The organism is Streptomyces amakusaensis (genome assembly GCF_039532665.1).
GTDB classification, from domain to species: Bacteria; Actinomycetota; Actinomycetes; order Streptomycetales; family Streptomycetaceae; genus Streptomyces; species Streptomyces amakusaensis.
The window spans coordinates 1-17,166 of record NZ_BAAASB010000008.1 but is presented as its reverse complement, the minus strand read 5'-3'; the positions used below and the strand labels follow the sequence as shown (position 1 = coordinate 17,166).

Sequence of the window (17,166 nt, the reverse complement as noted above, 5' to 3'; positions counted from 1 at the left end):
CTCAGGCCGAGGCGGACGGCGTGTCCCGGTCGTGGGCCAGGACACCGGCCACATAGGTGGCCCGTACCGTCCGGTCGTCCCCCATCACCGCCAGCGTGAACAGCAGCTCCTCGATGCCCTCGGCACGGGAGGTCCGCTGTGCGAGCAGCGGGGTGGCCCGGGGGTCCAGTACGACGAAATCGGCCTCGTGCCCCGATTCGAGGGAGCCCACCCGGTCGCCGGCGCCCATGGCCCGCGCGCCGCCGAGGGTGGCGAGGAAGAAGGCCTTGACGGAGTCGAGGGGGTAGTTCGACAGCTCGGCGACCTTGTACGCCTCGTTCATGGTGGCCAGCAGCGAGAAGCTGGTGCCCGCGCCGATGTCGGTGCCGAGACCCACCGTCATCGGATGCCGGGAGTCCTTGGCGTCGTGGACGTGGAACAGACCGCTGCCGAGGAAGAGATTGGACGTCGGACAGTGCGAGACCGCCGCGCCCGTCTCCGCGCACCGGTCCCGCTCGTGGCGGGTCAGATGCACACCGTGCGCCAGGACCGCCCGGGGGCCCAGCAGCCCGTAGTGGTCGTAGACGTCGAGATAGCCCCGGCGCTCGGGGAAGAGCGCGCGGACCCAGGAGATCTCGCCGGTGTTCTCCGACACATGGGTGTGCATCAGCGCCCCGGGGTGCTCGCGCCACAGCGCGCCGGCGGCCTCGAGCTGTTCGGGGGTGCTGGTGGGGGCGAATCGCGGAGTGATGGCGTACAGATTGCGGCCCGTGCCGTGCCACCGCTCCAGCAGCGCCTTGGAGTCCTCGTAGCCCGACCGGGGGGTGTCCAGCAGCGCGTCGGGGGCGTTGCGGTCCATCAGCACCTTGCCGGCGGCGATCCGCATGTTCCGCCGGGACGCCTCCTCGAACAGCGCGTCGACCGACTGCGGATACACCGCGCAGAAGGCGAGCGCGGTCGTCGTCCCGTTGCGGAGCAGCTCGTCGCAGAACGCGGAGGCGACCCGCCGCGCGTAGCCGGCGTCGGAGAAGCGCTGCTCCTCGACGAAGGTGTAGTGGTTCAGCCAGTCGATCAGCTGGGAGCCGAAGGCGGCGATGATCCCGGTCTGGACGTAGTGCGTGTGGGTGTCGATGAACCCGGCGCTGATCACATGGTCGGGGTAGTGCGTGGGGGTGAGGCCCGCGGGGAGCCGGTGGGCCAGCTCCCGGTGGCCGCCCGAGGCGGTGATGATCCCGTCCTCGCAGATCAGCAGCCCGTCGCTCTCGTGGACGAAGACGTCCTCGCGGGGGGAGAGGAACGGATCGCCGCGGAACCAGATCATCGGGCCGCGCACCGCGGTCACCCTTGATGCCATCGACGCCTCCGGAACCGGCTCAGCAGGTGCTGCCAGTCGACCCCGCCGTCATCGGTCCGGCATCCGGACGCGCCCGAACGAGTGATGGCGTCCGCCGTCGCGCCCACGGGCGTACGGCGGGCGGATCCGGGGCCCGGGCGGCCTCCGAGGCCTCGGCTCCCTGGCGGGAACCGGGCGCCCGGAGGCCCCTGAGAAGGGTCAGACGGTCCCGGAGGCCGTGATGACGACGCGCTTCTTCGGGTTTCCGCTCTGCGAGCCGGCGGCCTCGATCGTCTGGACCAGCTCCAGGCCCTCGACGACCTCGCCGAAGACGACGTGCTTGCCGTCGAGCCACGACGTCACCACGGTGGTGATGAAGAACTGCGAGCCATTGGTGTTCTTGCCGGCGTTGGCCATCGACAGCAGACCCGGCTTGGTGTGCTTGAGCTGGAAGTTCTCATCGGCGAACTTCTCGCCGTAGATGCTCTTGCCGCCGGTGCCGTCACCGCGGGTGAAGTCGCCGCCCTGGAGCATGAAGCCGGGGATGATCCGGTGGAAGGCGGACCCGGCGTAGCCGAAGCCGTGCTGGCCGGTGGCCAGCTCGCGGAAGTTCTGGGCGGTCTTGGGTACCACGTCGTCGAAGAGTCGGAACACGATCCGCCCGGCGGGCTCGTCGTTGATGCTGATGTCGAAGTAAACATTGTTCGTCATGGGACTCATTCTGACAGCCCCTGTCCCTCGTACGATCTTCGCGCCCCCGCGTGCCGCCGAGACCGCCCGTTTGAGCCGGAGCACGGGGCCTGAATCAGCCACTCCGGCCACTCCGGCCCGCTCCGGCCGCCCTGCCCGCCCTGCCCGTCCGGGTCGGCCCGGTCAGCCCCGGCCGAGCGGATGGGCGCGGCCGTCGAGGCCGTCCCGCTCCGCCGGGGTGATCCCGAGCGCGCCCAGCACCGTGGGGAGGATGTCGACGGCCCGCAGCGCCGCACCGGGGGTGGCCCCGGGCCGGTCGGCGGTCCAGAAGGCGAGCGGTACGCGCTGGGCGGCGCGCTGCGCGCCCCCGTGGTCACCGGCCGCGCCGTAGCTGGTGTCGTCCTTGAGGAGGCCGATCACATCGGGCCCGTACGGCGCGGCCATGGTGTTCACCAGCTCCTGGCCGTGCTCCTGCCACCAGGACCGCTCGCCCCGGCTCATCCGCCCGGGCGCGCTGCCCGCGAGCCGGTAGCGGTCGCCGTCGAGGGTGTACGTCGCGATCACGTCCGGAAGCGCCGCCATCGCCGTCGCCGCCCGGCGCAGCGCGGGGCGCGAGGTGTCCTTCAGCCAGGTGCGCACCGCGCTGTCCTGGTACGAGCCGGCCACGTTCCCCGTGTCCACCAGGGGGGCCAGGGCCGGAGCGGCGTCGAGGTAGTCGCCCTGTGCGGACCGTCCGTAGAACCAGTTGTGGTCGCCCCGGCCGGCCCGGTCCACTCCGTGGAACCGGGTGGCGGGCATGCCGCCGTGGTCCGTGGTCAGGACGACGAGCGTCTGCCTGTCCTGGCCGAGGGCGCGCAGCCGGTCCATCACCCGGCCGATCTGGTGGTCGACGTTCTTGGCGAGATGCCGCAGATGGGCCATCTCCGCGTCCGAGCCCGGCGGGTGCACGGCGTCGTCGGTGATGCCGCCCCACATGTGGCCGGCCTTGTCGACGCCGGGGAAGGTCAGCAGCATGCCCGACCAGTCCTCCCGCTCCATCATCGCCATGCCCGCGTCGGCCACCCAGGTGTCGCCGCCGAGGTGGGCGCGGTCACGGCCGGGGACGTAGTGGTTCCCGTCCAGCGGGTACATCCACGCGGGGGCGGTGGTTCCGGTGCCGTAGTCGAGCGCCTGGTCGGAGTCGACGTGGAAACGGCCGCAGACGGGAGCGGTGAGATAGGCCGGGACGGCCTTGCCCGCCGGGCCGCGCCAGGTCTTCGCCCCGCTCTTCCCGCAGGCGAAGTCGCGCCCGGAGAAGGTGACCTGGATGTCGGTGCCGGAGCCGCCGGAGACATGGGTGGCGTAGGTCTTCGCGCCCACAGTGATCACTTTGGTGCCGGGGAACGCGCGGTGCAGATAGTCGCCGAGCTTGGGCGCGCCGGTGGTGTCCATCAGGGTGTCGAGCTGGGTGCGGGCCAGCCCGCTGGTGATGTGGAGGGTGTCCTTCCCTCCGCCCAGCAGATCGCCCGTGTCGCGGTAGACCTCGTCCGCCCAGCCCATGTCGCGAGGCAACTGGCCGGAGGTGATGACCTGGTGGCTGACGACGGTCTCGGAGGCCATGTGCCCGAGGTAGGCGTCGCGGAAGTCCGTGCCCTCGCGCATCAGCGCACGCGCGTTGACCATGCCGAACTTCTCGACGTACTCGGGCCGGAACTGGTCGACCACCAGGATCAGCACGCGGTGGGGACGGGGTTCGGAACTCCGGGCCGGTGGCCGGGTGTCGCCGGGGCCGGCCGCGGCGGCACCCGCGGACAGGAGGAGGACGGCCATCAGGACCGCCGCCTTCCGGACCGCTCGGGAGCCGATCCGGAAGGTGTCTTTGCGTAGTCGCTCTGTCACGTCAGGTGAGCGTACGGGGTGTTCGCCGTTCCGGGGGAGGGTGTGCCGGAATGGGGGAACGGGTGCGGACGGCGATTGACGCGGTGGCGCGGCCGGTTCGGGGGCGGCTCTCCGCTTTCGGCCATGGAGCGTCACTTTGGCCAATGTCATTGCCGTGGGTGCGCGAAGGTGATCGGCCGGATACCTTTCTCTTTCGGTCGGCGTACATCTGTTTTCTCTGTCGGACGCCACTTCCGTTTCTCTGTTCACAGCACACCCGGAAATGGTGCGAGGACACGCACGGTCATCATTCCGCCCGATGAGCGCATCGGTACGCAGGAGGACTTCGTTCCATGAGCGAGCAGACCGTCATGACCCACGGAAACGACGTGCGCGATCGTTTCCGGGAACGGGGATATCTCGTCCTTCCCGGATTCCTTCCCCCGGAGCTGACCGCCCGGCTCGTCCCGGAGGTCGATCACTGGGTGGACAGCGGTCTGCGTCGGCGGTCCATCGAGGCATGCCTGAACCCCGATCCGCACGGAGCGCCGCCCGTGGTCGAGATCGAGCTGCCCGCCCACGGCGAACTCGCGGCGCACCCACCGCTGCTGCGGCTGCTCTCCCGGCTGCTCGGCCCCTCCTTCGTCTTCCACCATCTGCACAGCGACCGGCGCGCCCCGGGGGCCCCGGGCAAGGGCTGGCACCACGACTACGAGCAGTCTCCGCAGCGGGACCGCCGCCGTGCGATGGTGCACGCCCTGCACTACATCGGGGGACTGGCCCCCGGCATGGGCGGGCTCGCGGTGCTTCCCGGATCCCACCGCGAGGTCGCGGGCAAGACCGACCTCGCCCATCTGGGCACCGCCCGGCTCCCCGGCGAGGAGGTCGTCGACGAACTGCCGCCCGGCTCCACCGTGCTGCTGCACTCCGCGCTCTTCCACGCCCGCCGGCCCGCCCCCGGGGCCGGGCCGGGGGAGCGTCCGGCGGACGGCGGACCCCGCTACATGATCGACGGCTCCTACTGCCAGACCGGCGGGAAGTGGCCCCCGGTGAAGCCGTACTGGCGGCATCTGCTGGCCACCGGGCGGGAACGGGGGCTGGGCGGCGGCGAGTGGCCCGAACTCTTCCGTGACGCCCACTTCACCGAGTACGAACGCCGTCCGCTCTGAGGAGCGGTGGGCGCGCGGTGGCCGGTGGCGGACGCGCGGTGCGCCGGGTCCGGGCGGGCGTCGTCCCGCGGCGGGCGGCCCGGAGCCGTCAGCCCCGGCCCACCAGGGGCATGGCGCTCGGCATGACCGTGACCGACTGGACGTTCACTCCCCGGGGAAGGCCGGCCATGGCGAGCACCATGTCGACCACATGCCGGACGTCCATGGTCGGCTCCACCCGCAGTGACCCGTCCGCCTGCCGCGCGGGCGGCTGCTCCCGCCCCTCGGGCGTCACATTGCCGACGTCGATCTGTCCGACGGAGATGTCGTGGCGGCGGCCGTCCAGCGAGAGCGCCCTGGTCAGCCCGGCCACAGCGTGCTTCGCCGCGGTGAAGGCGACCGAATCCGGCCGGGGCACATGGGCGGAGGGAGCGCCGTTGTTGATGATCCGTCCGCCGCGGGGGGACTGCGCCTTCATGATCCGGAACGCGGCCCGGGAACAGAGGAAGGTCCCGGTGGCGATGGAGTCCATCACCTTGTGCCAGTCCGATGCGGACACCTCCTCCACGGGGGTGGACGGCATGGTGTCGGCCGCGTTGTTGAAGAGCAGATCGAGCCGTCCGAACCGGCCCACCACCTCGGCGAAGAGCGCCTCCACCGCATCGGGATCGGTGATGTCGCAGATCAGCGGGGTGGCGACGGCGGAGCCCGGCCCCTGTCCGGCGAGTTCCGCAGTCTCCTTGAGCGGCCCCTCGCGGCGGCCGGTCAGCACCACCGTCCAGCCCTCGGCGACGAGCCCGACGGCGCAGGCCCGGCCGATGCCCCGGCCGGCTCCCGTCACCAGGGCCACTCCGGCCGACTCCGCGCCGATCTCCGTGATTCCGGTCATGGGTGAATTCCTTTCGCCGTAAGGTGCGAGCTGCCGAGAATTCCGCCCGGGTGATCTTTTGCCGGCGGCATGCCCCGAGTCTCGGGACGACCGAGAAGTACGTCAAGACAGCGAGTTCACGCCATCGGAATGCTTCCGCACGGCCGCAGCCGGGTGGAATTCGGAAAAACTCACGACCGGCCGTCAAGGCCTTTGAGGCGGGAGTGACATATGGATACTCAGGTTTTCTCGGGCGACTCGCTCGAACGGCCCGCGCCGGCGCTCGGCGGAACGGCCGCGAGCCGTGAACTCTTCGCGCGGGCCAAAGGCTCCCTCGCGGGTGGCATCAGCTCCTCCTCCCGGCTCACCTCCACCGGGCCGCATCCGTACCCGCTCTATATGAGCAGCGGCTCAGGGGCCCGGATCAGGGATGTGGACGGAAACGAGTACATCGACTACCTCATCTCCTACGGCAGCGCGATCCTCGGCCACGCGCACCCCTCGCTCACCTCCGGGCTGACCGAGGTGCTCGCCCGGGGGACGATGTTCGGGACCTGCAATGTCCCCGAGGTCGAACTCGCCGAGCTGATCACGGACATGGTGCCCTGCGCCGAGCTGGTCCGGTTCGCCAACTCCGGCTCCGAAGCGGTCCAGGGCGCGGTACGGGCCGCACGCGGCCACACCGGACGTACGAAGATCCTCAAGTTCGAGGGCCACTACCACGGCTGGTCCGACACCCTCGCCGTCTCCAACCGTCCGGACGAGGCGGAGACGGGCCCCTACGGCGCTCCGCGCGCCGTGCCCCACTCGCCCGGCATCCCCGCCGGGGTGGTGGACGACGTCGTGGTCTGCCCCTGGAACGACCCCGAGGCGCTGCACACCGTGCTCGACGCCCACCGGGGCGAGTTCGCGGCCGTGATCTGCGAGCCCATCGTGGCCAACAACGCCTGTGTGATGCCGCTCCCCGGCTATCTGGAACGGCTGCGCGATGCGGCCACGGCCCACGGCGCGGTGCTGATCTTCGACGAGGTGTGCACCGGCTTCCGCACCGGGCCCGGCGGCGCGCAGTCCCTCTTCGGGGTGCGGCCGGACATCGCCGTCTACTCCAAGGCGCTCGGCGGCGGGCTGCCGATCGCCGCGTTCGCCGGGGTCCGCGAGGTCATGGAGCCCCTGGCGGCCGGCCGGGTCAAACACGGCGGCACCTACAACGCCTCACCGCTCTGCGCCACCTCCGCCCTCATCACGCTCACCGCGCTCGCCGACCCGGCCGTCACCCGGCGGATCGAGGAGACCGGCCTGCGCGTCGCCGAGGCGATCCGGCGCGCGGCCCACGACCGCCGGATCCCCTGCGCGGTCCAGGGCGTCGGCGCGATGTTCCAGGCGGTGTTCACCCCCGACGGAGCCCCGATCCACCGCTACCGCGACGCGTTCCGGCTCCACCGGCGGCGCTACGACACCCTCCGCCACGAACTCCTGCGCCGCGGGGTGCACTGCAACGCGTACGGCCTCGCCTGCTGGTTCGTCCCGGCCGTGGTCACCGAGGACGAACTGGCCCGGACCTGTGAGGCGATCGACGGGGCCTTCGCCGCGATGGGCTGAGCCGGCCACTTTCCACTTGCCAAGGTGGAAGTGTTTGTGAATCCGGCAAAGGAAAGTGACGTGCAGGAGTGCGAGCCGAAGCACGAGGGGGACACCTGACCGACGTCACCGACGCCGGCGAGGCGTTGCACCGGGCCGGCTTCGTCCGCGATCTCGTGGAGGTCACCGACTCGGCCCTGTCCAAGCAGATCGCCGCCCTGGAGGACGGCGGCCTGGCCGCCGTGGACAAGGGCCGCGTCGGCCGCCGGCCCGGACCTGGCTCTCCCTCACCGAGGACGGCCGCGCGGCCCACGCCCGGCATCTCACCGCCCTCCGGGCCATCGCCCTCGGCCCCGGCTGACCCGCTGACCGGATCGGTCCGCCGCGAGCCCGGATCGGGCCTGCGCCCCGGCGGCCGTGCCCGCCAGACTGGACCCATGGGAAACGCACTGATCGTCATCGATGTCCAGGAGTCCTTCCGCGCCCGCCCGGAGTGGAAGGACATCGCCGATCCGAAGATCGCGGAGCCGGTGAACCGGCTGGTGCGCCTGGCCCGCGCCCACGGCGAGACCGTGGTCTGGGTGCTCCACTCCGAAGCCGGCACCGGTGGCGTGTTCGACCCGGCCGAGGGTCACGTAAGGCTCCTGGAGGAAGTGGAGACACCGCTGCCCGGCGAGCCGGTCCTGTACAAGACCTCCCACAACGCCTTCACCACCACCCGGCTGCAACAACTGCTGACCAGGGAGGGCGTGACCGGTCTGCGCCTCTGCGGCCTCCGCACCGAACAGTGCGTGGAGACCACCGCCCGGATCGGCAGCGACCTCGGATACCGCGTCGACTTCGTCACCGACGCCACCACCACCGAGGCCATCGGCGGGCTGAGCGCCGAAGCGATCGTCGAGCGCACCGAGGCGGTCCTCCGCGACCGGTTCGCCAGGATCGTCACGGTGGCGGAGCTGGAGGCCGAGCTGGGAGCCTCCCCGGCGTGAGCCGCATCGTCTTCGTCCTCCTCCCCGGGGTCCATCTGCTCGACCTGGCCGGACCCGCCCAGGTCTTCACCACGGCCGCCGATCTCGGCCTGCCCTACACCCTTGAGCACATCGCCGAGCAGGAGCTGGTGACGAGCGCCCAGGGGCTGCCCCTGGTCGCGGGCGTCCACTGGCCGGAGCCGGACCCCGGGGATCTGATCATGGTGCCGGGCTGGCGCGCGCCCACCCTGCGCGCCGGCCCCGAACCGGGCCCCGGGACACTGGAACGGCTGCGCGCGCACCACGCCGCCGGCGGCACCGTCGCCAGTGTCTGCGCCGGCGCGGCCGCGCTGGGCCTGGCGGGGCTGCTGGACGGCCGCCGGTGCACCACCCACCACGACCTCCAGGACGAGCTGGCGGCCCGGTTCCCCCGCGCGACGGTCGTACGGGACGTCCTGTTCACCACCGACGACCGGGTGGTGACCTCGGCGGGCATAGCCAGCGGCATCGACCTGGCGCTGCATCTGCTCTCCGTACGGCACGGCCCCGCGCTCGCCGCCCAGGTCGCCCGGAACATGGTCGTCTACGTCCGCCGCAACGGCCACGAGCCCCAGGCCGGAGCCATGCTCCGGCACCGCTCACACCTCGACGACACCGTCCACCGCGTCCAGAGCCTCATCGACGCACGCTTCACCGAAACGCTGCCGCTCGGTGTCCTGGCCGCGTCCGCCGGCGTCAGCGAGCGCACCCTGACCAGGCTGTTCGGCCGCGCCACGGGAGGCCTCACCCCGCTCCGCTATCAGCAGGCGCTGCGCCTGGAGCGCGCCGAGCATCTGATCAGCCACGGCGCGACCAGGGAGAGCGCCGCCCGCGAAGTCGGCTTCGACGACGCCCGGATGCTCCGCAGGCTCCGCGCCCGGACCTCCTGACCCGCCCTTTCCCGGCGGACCCCGGCGAAACGGGTATCTTTGCCCGATGATTGCCGGCGCAGCCGCTCAGGCCATTGTCGACGACATCGTCGCGCGCCTCGGCGTGAACGTGAACATCATGGACGAACACGGAGTCATCACCGCCAGCAGCGATCGCGGCCGGGTGGGCAGTCTCCACGAGGGCGCGCTGCGCGTGCTGGACACCGGCATGCCCTTCTCCGTCACCGGAGAGGAGGCCCGCGCCCTGAACGGCACCCGGGCGGGGGTCAACCTCCCGCTGCGGCTGGGCGACGAGGTCGTCGGCGTGGTCGGCGTCAGCGGCGAGCCCCGGGAGGTCGGCGAGATCGCCCGGGCCATCTCGCGCATGGCCGAGCTGATGGCCCTGCAACAGGCCTTCCTCGGCGAGGCCGGCTGGCGGCACCGGGTCCGTCAGCAGATCGTCCAGGACCTCATCGCCGGACGGCTGACCTGGGAGAGCTGGCGACAGCGCCAGCAGCTCGCGGGCTGCCGCGTCGAGCCCCCGTACGCCCTCTTCGTCCTGCACGACCGCCCCGCGGGCAACGGCCGGGACCCGCACGATCTGTACCGCCTGCTGGAGGCGGACGAGAGCGCCGTGCTCGCCGCCGAGGACACCGAGGGCGCGGTGTGGGCCCTGGCCGGCGGCTCCGCCGCCGTCTCGCTGCGCCACCGGCTCTCGACCCTCTGCGGCTCACGCCGGGACAGCGGATACCTCGACGCCGGACGCGCCGGCGACTTCACCGCCCTGCTGGAGCGCGCCGCGCAGGCCCGCTTCGCACTGCGCCGAAGACTCCGGGGCGAGGTCCATCTCTCCGACCTCGAACTCCCCGTACTCCTCGCCCGGATCGAACCGGAGACCAGGGCCGCCACGGCCGAACGGATCCTCGGACCCCTCTCCCCGGAGCTGCGGAACACCCTCCGGGCCTACTTCGACCACGACCGCGGCATCACCGACGCGGCCCGGGCGCTCAACGTCCACCGCAACACCCTCACCTACCGGCTGGGCAGGGTCCAGGACCTCACCTCGCGCGACCCGCGGGCCTTCCAGGACGCGGTGGTCCTCCAGGTCGCCCTCCACCTCTGCGAACTCGACTGACCCCGCACCGCCCCGGCTTTGTGCACCGTGCACAAAGCCGGGGCGCGACACCCCGACAAGTTCGTCGTCCGGGCCAATGCGGACGCCACGGCCCAGTACCTAGAGTGCCGACACGGCTCATCACCCCTCTTCGGATGCGCCGACTCCATCTCGAAGGGCCTGGTTCCGTGCGTGTCGTCATCGCTCCCGATTCCTTCAAGGGCAGTCTCCCCGCCACCGCCGTCTGCGCGGCGATCGAGGAAGGCGTACGCCGCGCCCTGCCCGACGCCGACGTCGTCCGCGTTCCGATGGCCGACGGCGGCGAGGGCACCCTCGACTGCATTCGCGGCGCGACCGGCGGCGAGGAGATCGGGCTGACCGTCGCCGGCCCCCTGCGGTGGCCGGTCCGCGCCCGCTATCTGCTCTCCGCCGACAGCCGCTCCGCCGTGATCGAACTCGCCTCGGCCTCGGGCCTGCCGCTGCTGGCCGGCGGCACCGACGCGCTGCGCGCCGACACCACCGGTACGGGGGAGCTGATCGCCGACGCCGTCCGGCGCGGCGCGCGCGACGTGCTCGTCTGCATCGGCGGCAGCGCCAGCACCGACGGCGGCAGCGGCCTGATGCGCGCGCTCGGCGTACGGTTCGAGGCCGCCGACGGGACCGAACTGCCCCCGGGCGGCGTGCACCTCGCCGACCTCGAACGGATCGACACGAGCGGGGTGGACGCGGCGGTCGGCGAGACCCGCTTCAAGATCGCCTGCGATGTCACCAACCCGCTGGTCGGGCCGGAGGGCGCGGCAGCGGTGTTCGGCCCGCAGAAGGGTGCCACCCCCGAAGAGGTCGTGCGGCTCGACCACGCCCTGAACCGGTTCGGCGATGTGCTCGCCCGCGACTTCGGCGTACGCGTCCACGATCTGCCGGGAGCCGGAGCCGCGGGCGGCACCTGCGGCGGCATGGTCGCGATCCTGGGAGCCGAACCGGTCCGGGGATGCGAACTGGTCGCCGAGACCGTCGGCCTCCCGGCCGCGCTGGACGGCGCCGACCTGGTGATCACCGGCGAGGGCAGGCTCGACCGGCAGAGCGCGGCGGGCAAGGTCGTCTCCCAGGTCGCCCGGCTCGCCAAGGAGCGCGGCGTCCCGGCCCTGGCACTCGCCGGGGAGATCGTCCACCCGATCGGCGAGCTGCACGCCATCGGCCTCACCGCGGCCCTCGGCATCGCCGACGGCCCCCGCACCCTCCTCGACATGACCGAATCGGCGGCCCCCCTCCTCGCCGCCGCGGCCGAGCAGGCCGTACGGCTGCGCCTGGCCTGACCCTTCACCTCCCCGTACCCCCGTCCCCCGTAGGTCCCCTTCACGTCCCCTTCGCGGCCCTCGTATGTCCCCGCATGCCGCCGCACGCCCCCGCACGAGCCCCTGTCCGCCCCAGGACCGGCTTCCTCGTATCCCTGTTCTCCCAGCAAGGAGTCCCATGAGCAGCGCCGGACCCGCCCTGCTCGCCGCGTTGGCGGCGAGCATCGGCTTGATCATCCTTCTGTGCGGCCGATTCAGAATGCATCCCTTTCTGGCCATCGTCCTCGCCACCTACGGATTCGGCCTCGTCGCGATGGGCATCGGCGCCGCGACCGGCTCCGAGAAGCCCTTCGTCGACAAGCTCGGCACCACCATCGCCGAGGGCTTCGGCTCCATCCTCGCCAGCATCGGCCTGGTGATCCTGTTCGGCACGATCATCGGCAAGGTGCTGGAGCGCACCGGGGCCGCCGTGACGCTCGCCGAGGCCGTGCTGAAGGTCGTGGGCAAGCGGCACCCCGCCATAGCCATGTCGCTGATCGGCTGGGTCGTCTCCATCCCCGTCTTCTGCGACTCCGGCTATGTGGTGCTCTCCCCGCTCCAGCGCTCCATTGCGCGGAAGACCGGCAAGAACCCGGTCGTGCTCGGGACGGCGCTGGCCACCGGCCTGTACGCCTCGCACACCTTCGTCCCGCCGACGCCCGGCCCGATCGCCGCCGCCGGCAATGTGGGCATCGGGTCCGACGGCCTCATCTGGGTCATCCTCTTCTCCATCCCGATCTCCCTCGTCGCCGCGCTCGCCGGTCTCGTCTGGGCCCTGCGCCGCACCGGCCATCTGGAGAGCAAGCTGCCCGACGCGCACCAGACGTTCGAGGAGTACAAGGAGCAGTTCGAGCGCCTCCCCAGCCTGAGCCGCGCCCTGACGCCCATCGTCCTGCCCATCGTGCTCATGGCCGTCGGCTCCGTCGCGGCCTTCCCCTCCGGCGACACCACCCTGGTCGACGGAGCGCTGGGCAGTCTGCTCATGGACCTCGGGGCCCCGGTCAACGCCCTGCTGATCGGTGTGATCCTGGCGCTCGCGCTGCTGCCTCCCAAGCGCGACGCCAAGGCGCTCACCACCTGGGTCGCCGAGGGGATCGTCGACGCGGCCCCGATCCTGGTGATCACGGGTGCGGGCGGCGCGTTCGGCTCGGTGATCAAGGCCACGCCGATCGCCGACTACATCTCCTCGCTCGTCGGGGACGGCTCCGCGCTGGGCAGCATCTCCGCACTGCTGGTCCTCTTCGGTCTCGCCGCCCTGCTCAAGACGGCACAGGGCAGCAGCACCGCCTCGCTGATCATCACCTCCACACTGGCGCAGCCGCTGCTGCCGGCCCTCGGACTGGACGGCCATCTCGGCTCGATCCCGATCGGACAGGTGCTCGCGGTGATGGCGATCGGCGCCGGTGCGATGGTCGTCAGCCATGTCAACGACTCGTACTTCTGGGTCGTCTCCCAGTTCTCCGGCATGAGCGTCCAGACCGCCTACCGGGCCCAGACGGCGGCCACCCTCGTACAAGGGCTCACCGCCCTGGGCGCGGTGCTCGTGCTCGGCGTGTTCCTGCTGTAGACACCTCCACCGCCCGGCGGCGGGGAACTGCTTCCCCGCCGCCGGGAGTTCGCCGGCGGCCCCGGAGAAGCCCGCCCGCCGGCCGCCGGAACCGGTCGGAAAGAATGAAGACTTTCGTGCGGTACGGCCGGCCGTCCCCGTGACGGCCGGCGGGAGAAATGCCAGAGAGATTCTGTCGGCGCGAAAGCGCCGGAGGAGGAGCACAAAGTGCGCAGTCTGCTGCCGTTCTTGAGCACCAAGCCGCACGCGGGCGGACGATCCGCCCTCACCTGTCGCTACCGCTGTGGCGACGCCTGCTTCCTGGAGGTGCCGAACACCAGCGACAACGAGTACGCGGGCGACATCATCGCCGGAGCCGTCTCCCGCCGGTCGGTGGTGCGGGCCACCGCCCTGGTGACCGTCGCGACCGCCGCCGGCACCGCCCTGACCGTTGCCCCGGGCACCGGGGCCCAGGCGCACGCCGCCCCGGTCGCGGGCCGGGGCCACGGCCGCCCCGACGGAGCGAGGGGCCTGCGGTTCACCCCCGTACCCCCCAATGTGAACGACACCGTCACCGTCCCCGCCGGACACGCCCAGAACGTGGTGATCCGCTGGGGCGACCCCATCCTGCGCGGCGCGCCCGCCTTCGACGCGGAGAACCAGACCGCCAAGGCGCAGGAGGGGCAGTTCGGCTACAACAACGACTTCCTCTCCCTCCTGCCCCTGCCGGGGGAGCGGGGCCGGCAGGTCATGATCGCCAACCACGAGTACACCAGCGAGCAGCTGATGTTCCGCGGCTACGACCCCGAGAACCCCACCCGGGAGCAGGTGGAGATCGGCTGGGCCGGGCACGGGCTCTCCGTCGTGGTGGTCCAGGAGGAGCGCGGCACCGGCAGGCTCACCCCCGTCGTACGCCACCGTCTCAACCGCCGCATCACCGCGACGACCGAGTTCGAGGTCACGGGCCCGGCGGCCGGCAGCCCGCTGCTCACCACCTCGGCGGACCCCACCGGCACCAGGGTGCTGGGCACCTTCAACAACTGCGCGGGCGGCACCACCCCCTGGGGCACCACCCTCCACGGCGAGGAGAACATCAACCAGTACTTCGCCAACGGCACCCGCGCCACCGACCGCCGCTACGGCCTCCCCACCGGGGTCACCGAGCGCAAGTGGGAGCGCTTCGACCGGCGCTTCGACGTGGCGCTGGAGCCCAATGAGCCGCACCGCCACGGCTGGGTGGTCGAGCTGGACCCGTACGACCCCGACTCCACCCCGCGCAAGCACACCGCGCTCGGCCGCCTCAAGCACGAGGGCGCGGAGCCCCGGCTCACCGCCGACGGCCGCCCGGCGGTCTACACGGGCGACGACGAACGCTTTGAATACCTCTACAAGTTCGTCTCCTCCAAGCGGATGCGGCAGGGGCGCTCGCGCGCGGCGCGCCAGCACAATCTCACCCTGCTGGACGAGGGCACGCTGTACGTCGCCAAGCTCACCGGCGACAGCCCGGAGGCCATCGACGGCTCGGGCAGACTCCCGGACGACGGCGAGTTCGACGGCTCCGGCGTCTGGATCCCGCTGGCCACCGGCGATGTCTCCCATGTGCCGGGGATGACCGCCGAAGAGGTGTACGTCTTCACCCGCCTCGCCGCCGACAAGGTCGGCGCGACCAAGATGGACCGCCCCGAGGACGTCGAGCCCTCGCCGCGCACCGGCCGCGTCTATGTCGCGCTCACCAACAACACCGACCGCGGCAAGCCCGGCAAGCCCGGCGCGGACGAGGCCAATCCGCGCAACCTCAACAAGCACGGCCAGATCCTGGAGCTGATGGAGGACCGTAACGACCCGTCGAGCACGACCTTCGCCTGGCGGCTCTTCCTGGTCGCGGGCGACCCGGCGGACCCGTCCACCTACTTCGCGGGCTTCCCCAAGGAGAGAGTGAGCCCCATCTCCTGCCCGGACAATGTGACCTTCGACCCGCACGGCAATCTCTGGATCTCCACCGACGGCAACAAGCTCGGCTCCAACGACGGGCTCTTCGGGGTCGCCACCCGGGGCGAGCGGCGCGGTGAGCTGAAGCAGTTCCTGAGCGTGCCCGTGGGGGCCGAGACCTGCGGTCCCATCGTCCAGGACCGCCGGGTGGTGGTCGCGGTCCAGCACCCCGGCGAGGTCGACGGAGCCTCCGTCGAACTGCCCGGCAGCACCTGGCCGGACGGGCCGGGCAAGCTGGTGCGGCCCGCCGTGGTCGCGGTCTGGCGCGAGGACGGCCGCGACATCGGCGTCTGACCCGCCCGGTCCGGTGCGCGGACACCCGGCGGCCGGGATCGCTCCCCGAGCGGATCCCGGCCGCCGGGCCGTCACCGGCCCATCACCGCCTTTCGCGCTCCAGCAGGACTCCGGCCAGGGCGACCTGGGCGGGCTCCAGCGCCGCCTTCCCGTCCTCGACGTCCCACAGCGCGTTCTGCAGTACGCGGCCGAGCGTCCAGCCGATCGCCCGCCGCCGGTCCAGCCCGAGCACCTCGGTGAGCAGGTCGAAGCGGCGGAGCACCGTGCGGGTCACCCCGCCGGGCACCACCGCCTCCTCCCACCGGCTGTCCAGCGCGGGCCACAGATCGAACCCGGGGTCACCGGCCAGCGGTTCGGGGTCGATGGCCAGCCACGGCTCCCGCCGGCCCGCGAGGACATTGCCGTAATGCAGATCCCAGTGGAGCAGCCGGTCGCCGGACTCGCCGACCAGCTCGGCCACGGCCGACGCGCAGGTGCGCACCAGCCGCCGCTCCGCCGGGTCGCGCAGCGCCGCCACCGCGCGCGGCGTCTCGTCGAGCATGGCCGCGGCGATGTCGGACAGCCGCCGCAGCCCGGGCGGAGCCTCCACGGCGACCAGCCGCGCCAGCAGCTCCGCGAGAATCCCCATGGCGGCGGAGTCGTCGGCCACCGCCGACAGCGGGCGGCTCGCGTCCAGCCGCTCCAGCAGCATGGCCCCGGAGCCGGGATCGTGCTCCAGCAGACGCACCGCCCCGTCGCCGTTCCACGCCCGCAGGCCGCTCGCGGCCCCCGCGTTCTCCTCCTCGGCCTTCTGGAGCCTCAGCGCCGCGCCCGTGCCGTCCGCGCGGGTCACCGGCAGTACCAGGGAGGCCATCCCGTGCCCCGGGAGGCCGTCCGGTCGCAGGTTCCAGCGGTCCAGGAACTCCGCAGCCAGCGCGGGCAGCGCGGCGATCCAGCTCCGGCCGGAGGGGTTGTTCCGGAGGTATGACGCGACGAACGCGTCGGGTACATCGGGTACATCGGGTACGTCGGGTACGTCGACAGGGGTCGACGGATTCATGTCGGGTCTCCTTCGTGGGTTCCGGTTTCTCTGGGACACGAAGGAGCGGCGGGGGCGCCCGGGCCTCGGGCATGCGTCAAAGCATGGGATCACCTTAGGCGAACACGCCCCGCCGGGCCCGGGATTATTATTCCGCGGCGGAGTCTCCGTCCGTCCTCCGGTGTCACTCGTGCCGGTGTCTCCGGGCGTGTGCGCCGGGTCGCGGGCACCGGTGCGCGGGACGATGACCGGATGCGCCAGCGGTCCGTACTCCTCGTCCTGTCCGTCTCCGCCCTCCTCGGCCTGTCCGCGTGCGTCTCCGTGCCGGCCGAGCCCACGGGCAGACCGGGCGCGCCCGGCCCGGCCCAGGACGGCGGCCGGTCGGCCCTCCCCGCCGGCGGCCGGCACCCCGCCGAGCCCACCGGCCGCGAACAGCTCACCTCCCCCAGCCACAAGCCCGCGCCCCGCCCCGCGAAGCGCCCCGACGACAGCGCCCACCACCCCTCCCGCCCCGACCGCCCCCTCCACACCGCCCCCACCCCCCG

13 protein-coding genes and 1 pseudogene are annotated in these 17,166 nt (G+C 72.1%); 9 read left to right on the top strand and 5 right to left on the bottom strand.

All coding sequences use genetic code 11. From position 1 onward, the window contains the following. Position 1: 1 nt before the first annotated feature. From guaD to ABD371_RS15875, 3 genes are all read right to left on the bottom strand, one after another. The gene (gene guaD / locus ABD371_RS15885) at positions 2-1,333 is read right to left on the bottom strand and encodes a guanine deaminase (protein WP_344477266.1); all 1,332 of its coding nucleotides are present in this window, start codon (positions 1,331-1,333) and stop codon (positions 2-4) included. 198 nt (positions 1,334-1,531) lie between these two features. After that, positions 1,532-2,023, bottom strand: coding sequence for a peptidylprolyl isomerase (locus tag ABD371_RS15880; RefSeq protein ID WP_344477265.1), 492 nt, complete (start codon positions 2,021-2,023; stop codon positions 1,532-1,534). Between the two features lie 162 nt (positions 2,024-2,185). Then, the gene (locus ABD371_RS15875) at positions 2,186-3,880 is read right to left on the bottom strand and encodes an alkaline phosphatase family protein (protein ID WP_344477263.1); all 1,695 of its coding nucleotides are present in this window, start codon (positions 3,878-3,880) and stop codon (positions 2,186-2,188) included. Positions 3,881-4,212: 332 nt separating this feature from the next. On the opposite strand from ABD371_RS15875, the gene ABD371_RS15870 reads away from it, so the two are divergent. Continuing rightward, positions 4,213-5,028: a phytanoyl-CoA dioxygenase family protein gene (locus ABD371_RS15870; protein WP_344477261.1), complete on the top strand. Its 816-nt coding sequence runs from the start codon at positions 4,213-4,215 to the stop codon at positions 5,026-5,028. 88 nt (positions 5,029-5,116) lie between these two features. Here the strand turns inward: ABD371_RS15870 and ABD371_RS15865 are convergent, their stop codons facing one another. Beyond that, positions 5,117-5,896, bottom strand: a complete 780-nt coding sequence (locus ABD371_RS15865) for an SDR family oxidoreductase (RefSeq protein WP_344477260.1) — start codon at positions 5,894-5,896, stop codon at positions 5,117-5,119. A gap of 210 nt (positions 5,897-6,106) precedes the next feature. Here ABD371_RS15865 and ABD371_RS15860 point away from each other — a divergent pair, with 210 nt between their 5' ends. The 7 genes from ABD371_RS15860 to ABD371_RS15830 all read left to right on the top strand — a co-directional run bounded on the left by ABD371_RS15860 (position 6,107) and on the right by ABD371_RS15830 (position 15,603). Next, positions 6,107-7,474 (top strand): aspartate aminotransferase family protein, encoded by a 1,368-nt coding sequence (locus ABD371_RS15860; protein ID WP_344477259.1) that lies wholly within the window; start codon positions 6,107-6,109, stop codon positions 7,472-7,474. A gap of 416 nt (positions 7,475-7,890) precedes the next feature. Continuing rightward, the gene (locus ABD371_RS15855; RefSeq protein ID WP_344477824.1) at positions 7,891-8,442 is read left to right on the top strand and encodes a cysteine hydrolase family protein; all 552 of its coding nucleotides are present in this window, start codon (positions 7,891-7,893) and stop codon (positions 8,440-8,442) included. Then, the gene (locus tag ABD371_RS15850) at positions 8,439-9,350 is read left to right on the top strand and encodes a GlxA family transcriptional regulator (RefSeq protein WP_344477258.1); all 912 of its coding nucleotides are present in this window, start codon (positions 8,439-8,441) and stop codon (positions 9,348-9,350) included. Before ABD371_RS15855 ends, ABD371_RS15850 begins: the two co-directional genes overlap by 4 nt. Before the next feature lie 46 nt (positions 9,351-9,396). Further along, positions 9,397-10,464, top strand: coding sequence for a CdaR family transcriptional regulator (locus ABD371_RS15845; RefSeq protein WP_344477255.1), 1,068 nt, complete (start codon positions 9,397-9,399; stop codon positions 10,462-10,464). A 167-nt stretch (positions 10,465-10,631) separates the two neighbouring features. Continuing rightward, on the top strand, positions 10,632-11,756 hold the full coding sequence (locus tag ABD371_RS15840) for a glycerate kinase (protein ID WP_344477252.1): 1,125 nt from the start codon (positions 10,632-10,634) through the stop codon (positions 11,754-11,756). Positions 11,757-11,913: 157 nt separating this feature from the next. Next, positions 11,914-13,341 (top strand): GntP family permease, encoded by a 1,428-nt coding sequence (locus tag ABD371_RS15835; protein ID WP_344477250.1) that lies wholly within the window; start codon positions 11,914-11,916, stop codon positions 13,339-13,341. Between the two features lie 207 nt (positions 13,342-13,548). Further along, positions 13,549-15,603 carry a PhoX family protein gene (locus ABD371_RS15830; protein ID WP_344477248.1) on the top strand — a complete coding sequence of 685 codons (2,055 nt, stop codon included), beginning with the start codon at positions 13,549-13,551 and terminating at the stop codon, positions 15,601-15,603. 82 nt (positions 15,604-15,685) lie between these two features. Here the strand turns inward: ABD371_RS15830 and ABD371_RS15825 are convergent, their stop codons facing one another. Further along, the gene (locus ABD371_RS15825) at positions 15,686-16,642 is read right to left on the bottom strand and encodes an aminoglycoside phosphotransferase family protein (RefSeq protein WP_344477246.1); all 957 of its coding nucleotides are present in this window, start codon (positions 16,640-16,642) and stop codon (positions 15,686-15,688) included. Positions 16,643-16,873: 231 nt separating this feature from the next. On the opposite strand from ABD371_RS15825, the pseudogene ABD371_RS15820 reads away from it, so the two are divergent. Further along, positions 16,874-17,166 (top strand): annotated as a pseudogene (locus tag ABD371_RS15820) (hypothetical protein); the annotation flags it as partial.